We start from the raw sequence: 17,909 nt of genomic DNA, 5'->3' as shown, positions 1-17,909 counted from the left end.
TAGTTATACTTCAATAAAGAGTGAAAATCAATTATTCACCTTTATTTTTTTTAATAATTTCTTCTGAAATTGATTTAGGAACTTCTTCGTAGTGATCGAAGTGCATAGAATATGTTCCGCGACCTTGAGTGTTTGAACGTAATGCAGTTGCATAACCAAACATTTCAGAAAGTGGAACGAATGCACGTACAACTTGAGCGTTACCGCGTGCTTCCATACCTTCTACACGTCCACGACGAGACGTAATGTCACCCATGATATCTCCTAAGTATTCGTCAGGGATAACAACTTCAACCTTCATCATTGGTTCAAGGATAGCTGGGCTACATTTTGATACTGCGTTTTTAAGAGCCATAGAAGCGGCAATTTTAAACGCCATCTCACTTGAGTCAACGTCATGGTAAGATCCATCAACTAAAGCAGCTTTGATATCGATTAATGGATAACCAGCAACAACACCGTTTTGTAATGCATCTTCAAGACCAGCTTGAACTGCAGGGATGTATTCACGTGGAACTACACCACCAACGATTTTGTTCTCAAATTCAAAGCCTTTTCCTTCTTCGTTAGGTTCGAACTCAATCCAAACGTGACCGAATTGTCCACGACCACCAGATTGACGAGCGAATTTACCTTCAACTTTCGCACCAGCGCGGAAAGTTTCACGGTAAGCTACCTGAGGAGCACCAACGTTTGCTTCTACTTTGAATTCGCGACGCATACGGTCAACGATGATGTCAAGGTGAAGCTCACCCATACCAGAGATGATGATTTGACCAGTCTCTGTATTAGTTTCCGCACGGAAAGTTGGATCTTCTTCTTGTAACTTTTGAAGAGCTGTAGTCATTTTATCTTGGTCAGCTTTTGATTTTGGCTCAACAGATAAAGAGATAACTGGCTCTGGGAATTCCATAGACTCAAGAATTACAAGACTCTTTTCGTCACATAGAGTATCACCAGTAGAAGTATCTTTTAATCCTACAGCTGCCGCGATATCTCCAGCGTATACTTCAGAAATCTCTTCACGAGAGTTAGCATGCATTTGTAGGATACGACCTACACGCTCACGCTTACCTTTTGTAGAGTTTTTGATGTATGAACCAGAGCTTAGTACACCAGAGTACACACGGAAGAACGTTAATTTACCAACATAAGGGTCCGTCATAACTTTGAACGCTAATGCTGAGAAAGGAGCGTTGTCGCTAGACTCACGCGTAACTTCTTCTTCTGTGTCAGGTACGATACCTTGGATTGATGGTACATCTACTGGAGATGGTAGGTAGTCAATTACTGCATCTAGCATTAATTGTACACCTTTGTTTTTGAATGCTGAACCACAGATAACTGGGTAGAATTCAACGTCACAAGTACCTTTACGGATACCAGCTTTTAGTTCTTCAACTGTAAGCTCGCCTTCGTCTAAGTACTTCATCATTAATTCTTCATCAAGTTCTGCAACAGCTTCTACTAAGCTTGCACGGTATTCTTCAGCTTGCTCTTTGTATTCCTCAGGAATTTCACGAGACTCTGAACGAGTACCTAAGTCATCTTCGTAGAAGTATGCTTTCATTTCCACTAGGTCAATGATTGCTTCGAACTCATCTTCAGCACCAATTGGCAACTGAATTGGGTGAGCATTTGCACCTAAACGATCGTGGATCGTTTTTACAGAGTACAAGAAGTCAGCACCAATTTTGTCCATTTTGTTAACGAATACGACACGGGGAACACCGTACGTAGTCGCTTGACGCCATACTGTTTCTGTTTGAGGCTCAACACCAGATTGAGCATCAAGAACTGCCACAGCGCCATCAAGTACACGTAATGAACGCTCAACTTCAACAGTGAAGTCTACGTGTCCAGGAGTATCGATGATGTTAACGCGGTGACCTTTCCAAGAAGCAGTTGTCGCAGCAGACGTGATAGTGATACCACGTTCTTGCTCTTGCTCCATCCAGTCCATTTGTGAAGCTCCTTCATGAGTTTCACCAATTTTATGGATACGGCCAGTATAATAAAGAACACGCTCAGTTGTTGTTGTTTTACCAGCATCAATGTGAGCCATGATCCCAATATTACGAGTGTTTTCTAAGGAGAACTCTCTTGCCATCTTAGGTATTTCTCCTTCCATATTATGATTTGTTTTTTAAAAAGTTTCGTTAAAAGATTACCAACGGTAATGAGCAAATGCTTTGTTAGCTTCTGCCATTTTGTGAGTATCTTCACGTTTCTTAACTGCAGCACCAGTGTTGTTAGCTGCATCAAGGATTTCGTTAGCTAAACGCTCTTCCATCGTTTTTTCTCCACGAAGACGAGCATAGTTTACTAACCAACGAAGACCTAAAGTAGTACGACGCTCTGGACGTACTTCTACAGGAACTTGGTAGTTAGAACCCCCTACACGGCGTGCTCTAACTTCTAGTACAGGCATGATGTTTTTAAGAGCTTGGTCGAATACTTCCATAGCTTCTTTACCACTGCGCTCTTGTACTAAATCGAATGCTCTATAAAGAATAGCTTGTGACTTACCGCGCTTTCCATCAAGCATCATTTTGTTGATTAAGCGAGATACAAGCTTAGAATTGTAAATCGGATCTGGTAATACGTCTCTTTTTGCAACAGGTCCCTTACGTGGCATTCTACTTCCTCCTTTCACTTTTAAAAGTTTATCTATTAATTGTTAAGCTATTATTTTTTAGCTGCTTTTGGTCGCTTAGTACCATATTTAGAACGACCTTGCATACGGCCATCCACACCAGCAGTATCAAGTGCACCACGTACGATATGGTAACGTACCCCTGGTAAATCTTTTACACGTCCACCGCGGATAAGTACCACGCTGTGTTCTTGTAAGTTGTGACCAATACCTGGGATATAAGCTGTTACCTCGATACCGTTTGTTAAACGTACACGAGCATATTTACGAAGAGCCGAGTTCGGTTTCTTCGGTGTCATAGTACCCACACGTGTACATACACCACGTTTTTGTGGAGAAGATTGGTTAGTTTGAGCTTTTTTGAAGCTGTTGTAACCTCTGTTTAAAGCAGGTGAGTCAGATTTTTTACCTTTACTCACACGACCATTACGGATTAATTGGTTAATAGTAGGCATTTAAATTTTCCTCCTTTCGCCTTTTGTAAGACCACACATCCAGGTGGTTCATTTTTTAGCAAAAAACAAAGTCTTTGAAACTAAAAGTTCAAAAACGTGTTAACTAATAATTGCAACAGTTGCAGCGTTAACTTCTATCCTACAAGCTTGACCAAGCTTTCGCATAGAAGGGACATACGTATACGGAACGTTTTCTTGCTGTGCCGTTTTTGCCACAATGGATGTGACATAAAAATCAGCGTCTTCAGCAATGATGACTTCCTTTACTGTACCTTTTTTTAATGCTTTCACCGTCTGCTTTGTTCCTACAATAATATGATCAGCCTGTAATACTTTTTCATAAGACATTATCATATCCTCCAAAGTAACAGGTAGTTTATAGGAGCACCTTTGATATAGTATCATTCCCTAGAATGGATGTCAACTAACGTTTTGTAGTTTTTTAAAAAAACATCCATTCTAGAGTAATGATTTTATAATTAGTCGATTGTTACCGTTTCTTCAGCTTGGTTTTTGATCGGTTCAGCATTACGATATCTCGTCATACCTGTACCAGCCGGAACTAGCTTACCAATGATAACATTCTCTTTAAGTCCAAGCAACTCATCACGTTTTCCTTTGATTGCAGCATCAGTAAGAACACGCGTTGTTTCTTGGAATGATGCAGCAGATAAGAAGGAATCAGTTTCAAGAGATGCTTTTGTAATACCAAGTAATACAGGACGACCCGTCGCTGGACGATTGCCTTCAAGTAATACTTTTTCATTTGCATCAGTGAATTGGTGAATATCAAGTAATGAACCTGGTAATACATCTGTATCTCCTGAATCCATTACGCGCACTTTACGAAGCATTTGGCGAACCATTACCTCTACGTGTTTATCTCCAATTTCTACCCCTTGCATACGGTATACTTTTTGCACCTCACGAAGCAAGTACTCTTGTACAGCCGTGATGTCTTTTACTTTTAGTAATTCTTTAGGATCAATTGAACCTTCTGTTAATTCTTGACCACGTGCAATGCGCTGTCCTTCAATAACTTTCAGACGGGCACTGTACGGAGCTGTGTAAGAACGAGTTTCAATCTCTCCTTGAACAGTAATTTCATGTTGACGATCGCGTCCTTCAGAAATGCCGGCAATTGTACCTTCAATTTCAGAAATAACGGCTTGACCTTTAGGGTTACGCGCTTCGAAGATCTCTTGGATACGCGGTAAACCTTGAGTGATATCGTCTCCAGCAACCCCACCTGTATGGAATGTACGCATCGTTAATTGTGTACCTGGCTCACCGATAGATTGAGCAGCGATGATACCAACTGCTTCACCCACTTCAACTTCTGAACCAGTTGCAAGGTTACGACCGTAACATTTTTTACATACACCGTGGCGAGTGTTACAAGTGAATGCAGAACGAATCCATACTTCTTCAACACCAGCATCCACAATTGTTTCAGCTAGATCTTCTGTAATTAGTTCGTTTTCTTTCACTAACACTTCGTTTGTTCCTGGGTGAAGTAGTGTTTTTCTTGCATAACGTCCAATTAGACGCTCATCAAGTTTCTCAATTTCTTCTGTTCCTTCTTTGATTGCAACAGCCAGAATACCGCGGTCTGTACCACAGTCGTCATCACGTACGATAACGTCTTGTGCCACGTCAACCAGACGACGAGTAAGGTAACCTGAGTCAGCTGTTTTAAGAGCCGTATCGGCAAGACCTTTACGTGCACCATGGGTAGAGATAAAGTACTCTAATACTGTTAAACCTTCACGGAAACTAGATTTGATTGGTAACTCAATGATACGACCAGACGGGTTGGCCATTAGTCCACGCATACCTGCAAGCTGAGTGAAGTTAGATGCGTTACCACGGGCACCAGAGTCACTCATCATGAAGATTGGGTTGCGTTTGTCTAATGACGCCATTAATTTACCTTGGATAACGTCTTTCGCGCTACTCCATACAGAGATAACACGCTCATAACGCTCATCTTCAGTAATTAAACCGCGACGGAATTGTTTTAGTACGTTATCTACTTTAGCTTGCGCTTCTGTTAGGATAACTTCTTTTTCTCCTAAAACCACGATATCAGCTACACCAACTGTAATACCAGCTTTAGTAGAATATTTGAAACCTAGGTCTTTCATACGGTCAAGCATTTTAGAAGTCTCAGTAATTTTGAAACGTTTAAATACTTCAGCGATAATATTACCTAAGATTTTTTTCTTAAACGGTGCGATAGCCGGTTGATTCTTGATGAATTCCTTCACATCTGCACCTTTTTCAACAAAGTACTTCTCAGGAGTTTTCACTTCTAAGTTTTCTCTTGTTGGTTCGTTAATGTATGGGAACGATTTTGGTAAAATTTCGTTGAAAACTAATTTACCAACCGTTGTAACAAGCAACTGTTGATTTTGTGCTTCTGTAAACGTTTCGTTGTTTAAAGAACCTGCATACACACCTACACGTGTATGAAGATGCACATAACCGTTTTGGTACGCTAATAGTGCTTCATTTGTATCCTTGAACACCATACCTTCTCCAACTGCCTCTTCACGCTCAAGCGTTAAGTAGTAGTTACCTAATACCATATCCTGTGAAGGTGTAACAACTGGTTTACCATCTTTAGGGTTCAAGATATTTTGAGCAGCAAGCATTAAGATACGTGCTTCTGCTTGTGCTTCTGCAGATAATGGAACGTGAACCGCCATTTGGTCACCGTCAAAGTCAGCGTTATATGCTGTACATACAAGCGGGTGAAGACGGATAGCGCGACCTTCTACAAGCGTAGGTTCAAATGCTTGAATACCTAATCTGTGTAGAGTTGGTGCACGGTTTAAAAGAACTGGATGCTCTTTAATAACCGATTCTAATACGTCCCATACTTCAGGTTGCACGCGTTCAATTTTACGTTTTGCACTCTTGATGTTATGAGCTAAACCGCGTTCAACAAGCTCTTTCATTACGAAAGGTTTGAAAAGCTCTAACGCCATTTCTTTTGGAAGACCACATTGATACATCTTTAAGTTCGGACCTACAACGATTACCGAACGGCCAGAGTAGTCAACACGTTTACCTAATAAGTTTTGACGGAAGCGACCTTGCTTACCTTTTAACATGTGAGAAAGAGATTTTAATGGACGGTTACCTGGTCCTGTTACCGGACGTCCGCGACGACCATTATCGATTAATGCATCTACAGCTTCTTGAAGCATACGCTTTTCGTTTTGAACGATAATGCTAGGAGCTCCAAGGTCTAATAAACGCTTTAAGCGGTTGTTACGGTTAATTACACGGCGATATAAATCATTTAGATCAGACGTAGCAAAGCGTCCACCATCTAATTGAACCATTGGACGAAGTTCTGGCGGAATAACCGGTAGAACGTCTAAAATCATCCAAGAAGGTTCGTTACCAGAATGACGAAAAGCCTCTAGTACTTCTAAACGTTTAATAGCACGTGTACGACGTTGACCTTGAGCAGTTTTCAATTCTTCTTTCAAAGCATCTACTTCTTTATCAAGATCGATGTCATGCAATAATTTCTTAACAGCTTCAGCACCCATTGCTGCATGGAAAGTTTGTCCGTACTTCTCACGATACGCACGGTATTCTTTCTCTGATAAAAGCTGTTTCTTTTCAAGTGGTGTATCACCAGCATCTGTTACTACATAAGAAGCAAAATAAATGATTTCCTCTAGCGCACGAGGGGACATGTCTAAGACAAGTCCCATGCGGCTAGGAATACCTTTAAAGTACCAAATATGAGAAACAGGTGCAGCTAGTTCGATGTGACCCATGCGTTCACGACGAACTTTTGCGCGCGTAACTTCTACGCCGCAACGATCACATACAACACCTTTATAACGAACGCGCTTATATTTTCCGCAGTGACATTCCCAGTCCTTTTGTGGACCAAAAATACGCTCACAGAATAAGCCGTCTTTTTCAGGTTTTAACGTACGATAGTTGATCGTTTCAGGTTTTTTTACCTCACCGTACGACCAAGAACGAATTTTATCTGGCGAAGCTAGACCGATTTTCATATACTCAAAGTTATTTACATCTAGCAAGGAGCCTACCTCCCTTTTAATCTACAGGTTTTTTCCCTTAACGTTTATATGAAAGTAATTCCTTACTCTTTTGTGACAGGATCTTTTTGTCCTTCAGAAAGGCTTTCTTCGTTATCTGCAATAATTGATTCTGTTGGTTGCTCATGGTCCTCTTCTGAGTCCATGATATCAATTTCTTGCTCGTCAGCAGAAAGCATCTTCACATCCATACCTAAACTTTGTAGTTCTTTAATTAATACTTTGAACGATTCAGGTATGCCAGGTTCTGGAATGTTTTCACCTTTAACAATTGCTTCGTATGTTTTCACACGACCTACTACGTCATCTGATTTCACTGTTAAGATCTCTTGTAATGTGTAAGCAGCACCGTATGCTTCAAGTGCCCATACCTCCATCTCACCAAAACGCTGTCCACCGAACTGCGCTTTACCACCAAGTGGTTGTTGTGTAACAAGTGAGTATGGTCCAGTAGAACGAGCGTGAAGTTTATCGTCTACCATGTGAGCAAGTTTGATCATGTACATGATTCCTACTGATACACGGTTATCGAATGGTTCACCTGTTCGACCATCATATAGAACTGTTTTAGCATCACGAGACATGCCAGCTTCTTCGATTGTTGCCCAAACATCTTCCTCACGCGCACCATCAAATACTGGAGACGCAACGTGAATGCCAAGCTTACGAGCAGCCATACCTAAATGAAGCTCTAGCACCTGACCGATGTTCATACGAGATGGTACCCCTAATGGGTTTAACATGATGTCAATTGGCGTACCGTCTGGTAGGTAAGGCATATCTTCTTCAGGTAAAATACGTGAAATTACACCTTTGTTACCGTGACGACCGGCCATTTTGTCACCTTCAGAAATTTTACGTTTCTGAACAATATATACACGGACTAATTGGTTTACACCTGGTGGTAATTCGTCGCCATCTTCACGGTTGAAGACTTTAACATCAAGAATGATTCCACCGCCGCCGTGCGGTACACGAAGAGAAGTATCACGAACTTCACGCGCTTTTTCACCGAAGATAGCGTGTAGAAGACGTTCTTCAGCTGTTAGTTCTGTTACACCTTTTGGCGTTACTTTACCAACTAAAAGATCTCCGTCTTTTACTTCTGCACCAATGCGGATGATTCCACGCTCATCTAAGTTGCGAAGCGCATCTTCACCTACGTTTGGAATGTCACGCGTAATTTCTTCAGGTCCAAGCTTCGTATCACGAGACTCAGATTCATATTCTTCAATATGAACAGACGTATATACATCGTCTTTCACAAGGCGTTCACTCATGATGATGGCATCCTCATAGTTGTAACCATCCCATGTCATGAAACCAACCATTACGTTTCGTCCTAAAGCAAGCTCACCTTTTTCCATTGAAGGGCCGTCGGCTAAGATCTCACCTTTTACTACTTCGTCGCCAACTGAAACAATTGGACGCTGGTTGTAACAAGTACCTTGGTTAGAACGAACAAATTTTAATAATTTGTATTGATCTAAGTTACCTTTAACTTTTTGTCCGTCTACTTCTTCATAGCGGCGAACAAAAATTTGTTTTGCTTCTACGCGCTCTACAACGCCAGGATATTTACAAATCACGGCTGCACCAGAGTCTTTACCAGATACGTATTCCATACCTGTACCTACGATTGGTGCTTCAGGATTTAATAAAGGTACTGCTTGACGTTGCATGTTCGCACCCATTAATGCACGGTTAGAGTCATCGTTCTCTAAGAATGGGATACATGCTGTAGCGGCAGATACAACTTGTTTTGGTGATACATCCATATAATCTAAACGATCGCGACGGATAACCGTGTTTTCTCCACGGAAACGTGCAACGACATTTTCATCTAAGAATGAACCATCATCACCTAGACGAGCGTTCGCTTGGGCTACAACATAGTTATCTTCTTCATCAGCTGTTAAGTAGTCAATTCGCTCTGTCACTTTACCTGTTTCAGGATCGATACGACGATAAGGTGTTTCGATGAAACCGAATTTGTTTACTTTTGCATAAGAAGATAGTGAGTTGATTAACCCGATATTCGGACCCTCTGGCGTTTCAATCGGACACATACGGCCATAGTGGGAGTAGTGAACGTCACGCACTTCGAAACCAGCGCGCTCACGAGTTAAACCACCAGGTCCTAGAGCTGAAAGACGACGTTTGTGCGTCAATTCGCCTAATGGATTCGTTTGATCCATGAACTGTGATAATTGAGAACTTCCAAAGAACTCTTTAATCGCCGCAATAACTGGGCGAATATTAATTAATTGTTGAGGTGTGATTGTATTCGTGTCTTGAATTGACATTCTTTCACGAACAACACGTTCCATACGAGATAAACCGATACGGAATTGGTTTTGTAACAATTCACCTACAGAACGCAGACGACGGTTACCTAAGTGGTCGATATCATCTGTGTCTCCTACTTGATGAAGCAAGTTAAAGAAGTAACTGATTGATGCTAAAATATCAGCAGGTGTGATATTTTTAACTTCTTCTGTTACATATGCGTTACCTGATACAGTGATGATTTTTTCACCTTCTGGATCATTTGGCGCATAAATCTTAATAGATTGTAATGTAACATCGTCTTCTACTACTCCACCAACCGGACTATAAGTTTTGAAGTTTACTCCACCTTCAAGCATCGGAATCAAGCGATCTAGCAGACGGCGGTCAATCATTGCGCCTTTTTCTGCAATAATTTCACCTGTTTCAGGATCAACTAATGTTTCAGCTAGCTTTTGATTAAATAAGCGATGTTTGATATGAAGCTTTTTATTAATTTTATAGCGACCTACGTTCGCTAAGTCATATCGTTTTGGATCAAAGAAGCGAGATACTAATAGAGACTTCGCATTCTCAACTGTCGGTGGTTCACCCGGACGTAAACGCTCATAGATTTCTAATAGCGCTTTTTCCGTTGTTTCCGTATTATCTTTTTCAAGCGTATTACGGATGTATTCATTATCACCGATTAAATCGATAATCTCTTGGTCAGAACCGAAACCTAGCGCGCGTAACAGTACTGTTACTGGCAGTTTACGAGTACGATCAATACGCACGTATACTACATCTTTTGCATCAGTTTCATATTCTAGCCATGCACCACGGTTAGGGATAACAGTTGCTGTATATCCTTTTTTACCGTTTTTATCAAGTTTTCCACTATAGTAAACACTTGGTGAACGAACCAACTGTGATACGATAACACGCTCAGCACCGTTAATTACAAAGGTACCTGTTTCGGTCATCAATGGGAAATCTCCCATGAACACATCTTGGTCTTTTACTTCACCTGTTTCTTTATTAATTAACCGCACCTTAACACGAAGAGGTGCTGCATAAGTTACATCACGTTCTTTAGACTCTCCTACTGAATACTTTGGCTCACCTAAGCTGTAATCAATAAATTCTAGTGATAAGTTACCTGTAAAATCATCAATTGGAGAAATATCTTGGAACATTTCTCGTAAACCTTCATCTAAAAACCATTGGTATGAAGCCGTTTGAATCTCGATTAAGTTCGGTAACTCTAAAACTTCACTAATACGAGCATAACTTCTGCGTTGGCGGTGGCGTCCATACTGAACTAGTTGACCTGTCAACTGATTCACCCCTCAAATCAAGCGTTATTATTCAAAATATATAATAAACCATATGTTTATTATTGAACAAAAGAAAAATGGTCTCTTTAAATAGAAAACCACAATTTCATAAAAACGTACTATTGATTTTATTAGTTTTTCCCATATAATTCAAAATTATACCTTTTATTTTATGTATAACCCGAGCTTATATGGAATATTTATATATTGGCATTTTATAATGCTAACATACTAAAAAATATTAGTCAACATTTTTTAGCACATATGATATAATACCCTTTTTTCTTTTCTACTACTTCTACTTCATTAAATAGAGATTCTAATTTCGCAAGAGCAGATGGCGCTCCTTGCTTTTTCTGAATCACAATCCAAAGCTCTCCTTGGTCAGCAAGGTGATCTAATGATTTTTCTAGAATTTCATGAACAACTTTTTTACCCGCACGGATCGGCGGATTACTAAGAATAGCTGCAAAATTCGTTTCCTTCACATTTTCATAGCAAGAGCTTTGATAGATTGAAACATTTGATACTGAATTAACTTCAGCATTTTTTTGAGCTAGTGCTAATGCACGTTCATTAACATCAACCATATGAACGTTTCTTTGGCTGTCCTCTTTTGCAAGTGCCAACCCAATTGGACCATATCCGCATCCAACATCCAGAAGCGGGCCGGGACTCTCGGGCATTTGAAACGTTTCAATTAACAGGCGCGATCCAAAATCGACCTCTTTTTTTGAAAAAACACCGCGGTCACTCGTAAATGAAAAAGAGGTTCCTCTCAATTCAAACGAAAAGCGCTCTTCATTACTTGCAGACGATGGTGTATTAGAAAAATAATGTTCTGTCAAAATAGAACCTCCTAATCAATATGTTCTTCTTTACTATAAATGAAAAGGATGACAGAAGCAAAAAAGCTCGCTTGTACAAGCGAGCTTTTTTATATCAGTTGTTAAGCAATAATTACTTAACTTCTACAGAAGCGCCAACTTCTTCAAGTTTAGCTTTTGCTTCTTCAGCTTCTTCTTTAGAAATACCTTCTTTAAGAGCTTTTGGAGCGTTATCAACGATTTCTTTAGCTTCTTTTAAGCCAAGACCAGTGATTTCACGTACTACTTTGATAACTTTGATTTTTTGTCCGCCAGCACTTTCAAGTACTAGGTCAAATTCAGTTTTCTCAGCAGCAGCTTCACCAGCAGCACCGCCAGCTACAGCTACAGGAGCAGCAGCAGTTACGCCAAATTCTTCTTCGATTGCTTTTACTAAATCGTTAAGTTCTAAAACAGTCATATTTTTAACTGCTTCAATGATTTGTTCTTGAGTCATTGTTAATTTCCTCCTTGTGATTGTGTTATATATAACAGACTAGATTATGCACCTTGTTCTTCTTTTTGATCTGCCACAGCTTTTGTAGCAAGAGCAAGGTTGCGAATTGGAGCTTGAAGCACGCTAAGCAACATAGAAAGTAAGCCTTCGCGAGATGGTAGTTCTGCAAGTGCTTTAATTTCTTCAACAGATGCAACATTACCTTCAATTACACCAGCTTTGATTTCTAACGCTTCGTGTTCTTTCGCGAAGTTGTTTAGAATTTTAGCTGGAGCAACAACATCTTCTCCACCAAATGCGATTGCATTTGGACCTACTAACGCATCATTAAGATCTGTTAGTTCAAGTTTTTCTACAGCACGGCGAGTTAAAGTGTTTTTGTAAACTTTGAACTCAATGCCTGCTTCACGTAATTGCTTACGAAGTTCAGTAACTTCAGCAACATTCAAACCACGGTAGTCAACGACAACTATTGAGTTACTCGCTTGAAGTTTTTCAGCAATTTCGTCTACGACTTGTTTCTTTTGTTCAATTACGTTGCTCATCTTTACACCTCCTGTAGATTTCCTTCCGTACACTCAGACAAGGTGCAATAAAAAACCTCCATGACAATAAAGACATGGAGGTGTAGTAAGCGAACCATAACGTTTCACTAATTTATCTCACACACCTCGGTAGGAAATTAAGCTTTGCAGCACCTACTGTCTACGGTACAAATGTTATTCTTTTTAACAACATTATCTATTATAATCAGGGACTTTCAAAAAGTCAACACCAATTTATTTCCAAATTTATTAAGCAGAGAATGAAGCAGTATCAACTTTGATACCAGGGCCCATTGTTGAAGTAACAGCTACGTTCTTCATGTATGTGCCTTTTGCTGCTGCCGGCTTAGCTTTTACCATAGTTTCGAAGATTGTAGTGAAGTTTTCAACTAACTTGCTCTCTTCGAAAGATACTTTACCAATTGGTACGTGGATGTTACCCGCTTTATCAACGCGGTATTCTACTTTACCAGCTTTGATTTCGTTAACTGCTTTTTGAACATCAAATGTTACTGTACCAGTTTTAGGGTTTGGCATTAAACCTTTAGGTCCTAATACACGACCAAGTTTACCAACTTCACCCATCATGTCTGGAGTAGCTACGATTACATCGAACTCGAACCAACCTTGTTGGATTTTGTTGATGTAGTCAGCATCGCCAACGTAGTCAGCGCCTGCAGCTTCAGCTTCTTTAGCTTTTTCGCCTTTAGCGAATACTAATACACGTTGAGTTTTACCTGTACCGTTTGGTAGTACTACTGCACCACGAATTTGTTGGTCAGCTTTCTTAGGGTCAACTCCTAAACGGAATGCTACTTCTACAGTTGCATCAAATTTAGTTGTGTTTGTTTTCTTTACTAATTCAATCGCTTCTTGTACTGAATAAGTTTGTGTACGATCTACAAGCTTAGCAGCTTCAACGTACTTTTTACCTTTTTTAGCCATTTTTGTTTCCTCCTTATGTGGTTTTAACGGAATAACCTCCCACTAATAAAGGTTGCGAGCATAGGAAAACTTCCATTTCTCGCAACCTTCTAACACCCAATCAAATGGAATTAGTCTTCAACTACGATTCCCATACTGCGCGCTGTACCTTCTACCATGCGCATTGCAGATTCAACGCTAGCAGCGTTTAAGTCAGGCATTTTAGTTTCAGCAATCTCACGCACTTTGTCACGCTTGACTGTTGCAACTTTATTACGGTTTGGTTCACCAGAACCAGACTCAATACCAGCCGCTTTCTTAAGTAGTACAGCAGCAGGTGGAGTTTTCGTAATAAATGTAAATGAACGGTCTTCAAATACCGTGATTTCAACAGGAATGATAAGACCAGCTTGATCAGCTGTGCGAGCGTTAAACTCCTTACAGAAACCCATGATATTAACACCGGCTTGACCTAATGCAGGACCAACTGGTGGCGCTGGATTTGCTTTACCTGCAGGAATTTGTAACTTAACAAGTTTAATTACTTTTTTAGCCACGAGACACACCTCCTTAAGTCCGTGATGTGGTAATAGGGCGATGCCCTCCCACTCAATGTTCTTTATATATAAAATAAAGAAATAGTTGTTTTAGTCTCTAGTTTTGAGACATACTGACTTATGAAATATTAACATTAAACTTCATGAATTGCAAGGTCTTACAGATTATATTTTTTCAATTTGTGTAAAGTCTAGCTCTACTGGCGTTTGTCTTCCGAACATATCCACATGAACCTTAACTTTACGTTTATCTGTATCGATTTCTTCAATGGTACCTTCGAAGTTTGCAAACGGACCTTCTTGAACTAATACTGTTTCTTTTAGTTCAAAGTCAAAGTCAGCATGCTTCTCGTCCATGCCCATTTGTTTTAAGATCATTTCTACTTCTTCTGGTAGAAGAGCAGTTGGCTTTGATCCAGAACCTGCTGAACCTACAAAGCCCGTAACGCCAGGTGTATTACGAACTACATACCATGAATCATCCGTCATGATGATTTCAACTAACACGTACCCTGGAAATACTTTTTTCTTTGTAATCTTTTCTTTGTTGTTCTTAATTTCTCTTTCTTCTTCTTCAGGAACAACAACGCGGAAAATTTTATCTTGCATACCCATTGTTTCTACGCGCTTTTCTAAATTTGTTTTTACTTTATTTTCATATCCAGAATAAGTATGGACTACATACCAATTTTTCTCCATTTCTGAGGACTATACGTCCTTCCCTCCCAGCTCACTATAAAATAAGATGTCCTAATCTATTGCACAGACAACGCACTAGGAAAATAGTTGACTCCTAGCACAATCATTCTTAAAGCAAATTAAAAAACCCGTCTCCGGGCTTTTCTGAAAAAAACATAATTTAGCTTTATTATACCATGATTTAAGTCAATTTATTCAAGGGATTAAACGAATAAGTGACGAAATTCCGTAATCAACTACTACAAAAAAGAGTGTCATAAATACAACTGTAGAAATAACAGTAATTGTATAACGAGTTAGCTCATTTTTTTTAGGCCAACTTACTTTCTTCATCTCACGCCCAACATCACGCAAGAAATTTCCTACACGGTTCATGTTTGTAACCTCCAATAAATTAAAAGGGGTATTAGTCTGTGCAGATTATTGATCTACTTTGTTTCACGATGAATCGTATGTGCGTTACACGTTTTGCAAAACTTCTTCATTTCTAAACGATCTTCGTTTTGCTGTGTGTTTTTCATAGTCGTATAGTTACGACTAGCGCATTGCACACACGCAAGTACAACTTTTTTACGCATAATGTCAACCACCTATAGAGTGATAATGTCTATAAAAAAGTATCACAGACTTTCTTAGCATGTCAATATGAGGATAGAAGGCTACATTGTGATTTCACGAATCTCGAGGTAGCGCTCTAATTTCCTCTTCACACGCTGAAGTGCATTATCGATGGATTTGACGTGGCGGTTTAACTCTTCTGAAATCTCTTGATAAGATTGACCATCTAAATAAAGAACGAGAACTTTTCGCTCAAGATCACTTAACAGTTCAGCCATCTTTAATTCAATATCATCAAACTTCTCTCGATTAATGAGCAACTCTTCTGGATTTGCTACTTTTGTCCCCGAAATAACATCCATTAAGGTTCGGTCGGACTCTTCATCATATATTGGCTTGTCCAATGATACATAAGAGTTTAATGGAATATGTTTTTGCCTTGTTGCGGTTTTAATAGCGGTAATAATTTGCCTCGTAATGCAAAGTTCAGCAAAAGCTTTAAACGAAGTTAGCTTATCTTCTCTAAAATCTCTAATTGCCTTATATAACCCTATCATACCTTCTTGTACAATATCTTCACGGTCTGCCCCAATTAAAAAATATGACCGCGCCTTTGCTCGCACAAAGTTTTTGTATTTATGAATCAAATACTCTAATGCGTCAATATCGCCTTTATGCACAAGATCGACAACTGTTTCATCCTCTTGTTGTTCGAAATGAGCATGCAGTTTTCTCCCATAATTATCGCCCATATCGATCCCCCCGACCGCACAGTAGATAGAAATATTATACAGTAGCTAATTCCGTACCGTCAATAACCTCACCGCTGTCCCCGGCGCCATTTTTCGAAAATTTCGGCTACTTGATTGGAAAGTTGAATGCGTGCCGCTGGCTTTTGATTTTGAATAGACTTCACATCAAGATTAATATGTTTCTCAATTTGTTCAATTTCGTTGTACAATTCTCGAGCAGAAATTCTAAGCGCACCTTGTCCAAAGATTGCCCACTGCTCCGTAAAATCAGATGTAGCAACATGAATCTGTGTCTTTACATTGTTTAGCTCTTGAGCCAGCTTTTCAATGTACTCATCCGCTGTTTCATTTTCTCTTGTAAATACAACGTCAACCTTATGATTTTTTGCCTTCTTTTCAATTCCTTCGACCATATGAGCATCGAAGACAATAATGACACGATAACCCATATATGCTTGATACTCTGCCATCTTTTCGATTAACAGGTCTCGAGCACCGGCTAAATCATTATCTCTAAGCTTTCTTAGGTCGGGCCACGCACCTATCATGTTATAACCATCCACCAGTAGAATATCCATTCTTATTCACCTAGAGGATGGCGTTTTCGGTAAACCTCATACATGAGAAGACTAGCTGCTACAGATGCATTTAACGATGTAACATGCCCAACCATCGGAAGCTGTACAAGGAAGTCGCATTTTTCACGAATCAAACGACTCATGCCTTTTCCTTCGCTTCCAATCACTAACGTAAGCGGCATACCTCCATCTAAGTTGCGGTAATCATCGCTTTCTTTCGCATCTGTTCCAACAATCCATACGCCTCGATCTTTTAATTCATCAATCGTCCTTGATAGGTTTGTTACCCTTGCTACGGGAACATGTTCAATTGCTCCTGTAGAGGCCTTAGCTACAGTGGCGGTTAATCCAACTGAACGGCGCTTTGGAATAATAATACCGTGTGCGCCAACGGCATCAGCTGTTCGCATAATAGAACCTAAATTATGGGGATCTTCAAGCTCATCTAACAGAAGAAAAAACGGACTTTCATTACGTTTTTCCGCTAAGTTAAATAAATCATCTAACTCTGCATACTGATAAGCAGCAACTTGTGCAGCTACTCCTTGATGAATACCGTCTACCATTTGCTCAATTTTCTTTTTCGGTACAAACTGCACCAATACACCATTACGTTTTGCTAACTGCGTGATTTGCCCCATAGAACCGCCTTGCGATCCTTCGGCAATCCATAGTTTGTTAATGTCGCGCCCAGACTTTAGGGCTTCTAGGACCGGATTACGTCCAATGATAAATTCATGTTCCATGATTCATTCCTCCCTCTCCTTCATCGACGAAAGAGATAGCTTTAGTAATAAGTTCCATCATTCTTTCTTCTTCACCTAAAAGATACAAATAGCCTACGACCGCTTCAAATGCCGTACTGTAGCGATACGTTTGCACATCTGTGTTTTTAGGGACTGTACCGGACTTTGCATTGCGTCCTCGGCGCAGTACACCTTCTTCTTCTTCAGTAAAAAAGTTTTCATTTTTAAAATAATATACGATTTGCGCTTGTGCTTTTGCTGATACATATTTTTTAGCTTTATTATGAAGCTGGTTAGGGCGCACTGTCCCTAACACCAGCAGGTGGCGGCGAACATGTAAATCAAACACCGCATCACCCATATAAGCAAGAGCTAAGCTATTTAGCTGTTTTACATCTAATTTACTGCTGCTCATAA

18 protein-coding genes and 1 other annotated feature are annotated in these 17,909 nt (G+C 39.9%); all 18 genes read right to left on the bottom strand.

Annotated elements, in window-relative coordinates; all coding sequences use genetic code 11:
• Window positions 1–31: 31 nt before the first annotated feature.
• The 18 genes from fusA to LAV82_RS28800 all read right to left on the bottom strand — a co-directional run bounded on the left by fusA (window position 32) and on the right by LAV82_RS28800 (window position 17,907).
• Window positions 32–2,110 (bottom strand): elongation factor G, encoded by a 2,079-nt coding sequence (gene fusA, locus LAV82_RS28885; RefSeq protein ID WP_043982712.1) that lies wholly within the window; start codon window positions 2,108–2,110, stop codon window positions 32–34.
• 57 nt (window positions 2,111–2,167) lie between these two features.
• Entirely contained in the window at window positions 2,168–2,638 is a 471-nt protein-coding gene (gene rpsG, locus LAV82_RS28880; RefSeq protein ID WP_013054923.1) for a 30S ribosomal protein S7, read from the bottom strand.
• A gap of 50 nt (window positions 2,639–2,688) precedes the next feature.
• Window positions 2,689–3,111 (bottom strand): 30S ribosomal protein S12, encoded by a 423-nt coding sequence (gene rpsL / locus LAV82_RS28875; protein WP_013054922.1) that lies wholly within the window; start codon window positions 3,109–3,111, stop codon window positions 2,689–2,691.
• 99 nt (window positions 3,112–3,210) lie between these two features.
• A complete protein-coding gene (locus LAV82_RS28870; RefSeq protein ID WP_013054921.1) occupies window positions 3,211–3,459 on the bottom strand; it encodes a 50S ribosomal protein L7ae-like protein in 249 nt (82 codons plus the stop codon).
• A 131-nt stretch (window positions 3,460–3,590) separates the two neighbouring features.
• The gene (gene rpoC, locus LAV82_RS28865) at window positions 3,591–7,184 is read right to left on the bottom strand and encodes a DNA-directed RNA polymerase subunit beta' (protein WP_013081369.1); all 3,594 of its coding nucleotides are present in this window, start codon (window positions 7,182–7,184) and stop codon (window positions 3,591–3,593) included.
• 62 nt (window positions 7,185–7,246) lie between these two features.
• Window positions 7,247–10,810: a DNA-directed RNA polymerase subunit beta gene (rpoB, locus tag LAV82_RS28860; protein ID WP_013081368.1), complete on the bottom strand. Its 3,564-nt coding sequence runs from the start codon at window positions 10,808–10,810 to the stop codon at window positions 7,247–7,249.
• A gap of 245 nt (window positions 10,811–11,055) precedes the next feature.
• Window positions 11,056–11,658 carry a class I SAM-dependent methyltransferase gene (locus tag LAV82_RS28855; protein ID WP_013054918.1) on the bottom strand — a complete coding sequence of 201 codons (603 nt, stop codon included), beginning with the start codon at window positions 11,656–11,658 and terminating at the stop codon, window positions 11,056–11,058.
• Between the two features lie 112 nt (window positions 11,659–11,770).
• Window positions 11,771–12,133, bottom strand: a complete 363-nt coding sequence (rplL, locus tag LAV82_RS28850; protein ID WP_013054917.1) for a 50S ribosomal protein L7/L12 — start codon at window positions 12,131–12,133, stop codon at window positions 11,771–11,773.
• Window positions 12,134–12,177: 44 nt separating this feature from the next.
• Window positions 12,178–12,678 (bottom strand): 50S ribosomal protein L10, encoded by a 501-nt coding sequence (gene rplJ / locus LAV82_RS28845; protein ID WP_013054916.1) that lies wholly within the window; start codon window positions 12,676–12,678, stop codon window positions 12,178–12,180.
• Between the two features lie 40 nt (window positions 12,679–12,718).
• Window positions 12,719–12,862: a sequence feature (ribosomal protein L10 leader region), on the bottom strand.
• A gap of 65 nt (window positions 12,863–12,927) precedes the next feature.
• Complete coding sequence (gene rplA, locus LAV82_RS28840) at window positions 12,928–13,623, bottom strand: 50S ribosomal protein L1 (protein ID WP_013054915.1); 696 nt, start codon at window positions 13,621–13,623, stop codon at window positions 12,928–12,930.
• A gap of 110 nt (window positions 13,624–13,733) precedes the next feature.
• The gene (rplK, locus tag LAV82_RS28835) at window positions 13,734–14,159 is read right to left on the bottom strand and encodes a 50S ribosomal protein L11 (protein WP_013054914.1); all 426 of its coding nucleotides are present in this window, start codon (window positions 14,157–14,159) and stop codon (window positions 13,734–13,736) included.
• Between the two features lie 165 nt (window positions 14,160–14,324).
• The gene (nusG, locus tag LAV82_RS28830; protein ID WP_013054913.1) at window positions 14,325–14,858 is read right to left on the bottom strand and encodes a transcription termination/antitermination protein NusG; all 534 of its coding nucleotides are present in this window, start codon (window positions 14,856–14,858) and stop codon (window positions 14,325–14,327) included.
• A 195-nt stretch (window positions 14,859–15,053) separates the two neighbouring features.
• On the bottom strand, window positions 15,054–15,233 hold the full coding sequence (gene secE / locus LAV82_RS28825) for a preprotein translocase subunit SecE (protein ID WP_013054912.1): 180 nt from the start codon (window positions 15,231–15,233) through the stop codon (window positions 15,054–15,056).
• Window positions 15,234–15,286: 53 nt separating this feature from the next.
• Window positions 15,287–15,436 carry a 50S ribosomal protein L33 gene (gene rpmG / locus LAV82_RS28820; RefSeq protein WP_013054911.1) on the bottom strand — a complete coding sequence of 50 codons (150 nt, stop codon included), beginning with the start codon at window positions 15,434–15,436 and terminating at the stop codon, window positions 15,287–15,289.
• A gap of 81 nt (window positions 15,437–15,517) precedes the next feature.
• Entirely contained in the window at window positions 15,518–16,168 is a 651-nt protein-coding gene (gene sigH, locus LAV82_RS28815; protein ID WP_013054910.1) for an RNA polymerase sporulation sigma factor SigH, read from the bottom strand.
• A gap of 68 nt (window positions 16,169–16,236) precedes the next feature.
• Entirely contained in the window at window positions 16,237–16,746 is a 510-nt protein-coding gene (locus LAV82_RS28810) for an NYN domain-containing protein (RefSeq protein WP_013081364.1), read from the bottom strand.
• A 2-nt stretch (window positions 16,747–16,748) separates the two neighbouring features.
• Window positions 16,749–17,492, bottom strand: coding sequence for a 23S rRNA (guanosine(2251)-2'-O)-methyltransferase RlmB (gene rlmB / locus LAV82_RS28805; protein WP_013054908.1), 744 nt, complete (start codon window positions 17,490–17,492; stop codon window positions 16,749–16,751).
• Window positions 17,482–17,907 carry a Mini-ribonuclease 3 gene (locus LAV82_RS28800; protein WP_013054907.1) on the bottom strand — a complete coding sequence of 142 codons (426 nt, stop codon included), beginning with the start codon at window positions 17,905–17,907 and terminating at the stop codon, window positions 17,482–17,484. The genes rlmB and LAV82_RS28800 overlap by 11 nt, the downstream gene beginning before the upstream one ends.
• Between the last annotated feature and the right edge of the window lie 2 nt (window positions 17,908–17,909).

It is taken from the genome of Bacillus sp. ILBB4 (assembly GCF_035064545.1).
GTDB lineage: Bacteria > Bacillota > Bacilli > Bacillales > Bacillaceae_H > Priestia.
This window is presented reverse-complemented; position numbering and strand designations above follow the sequence as displayed.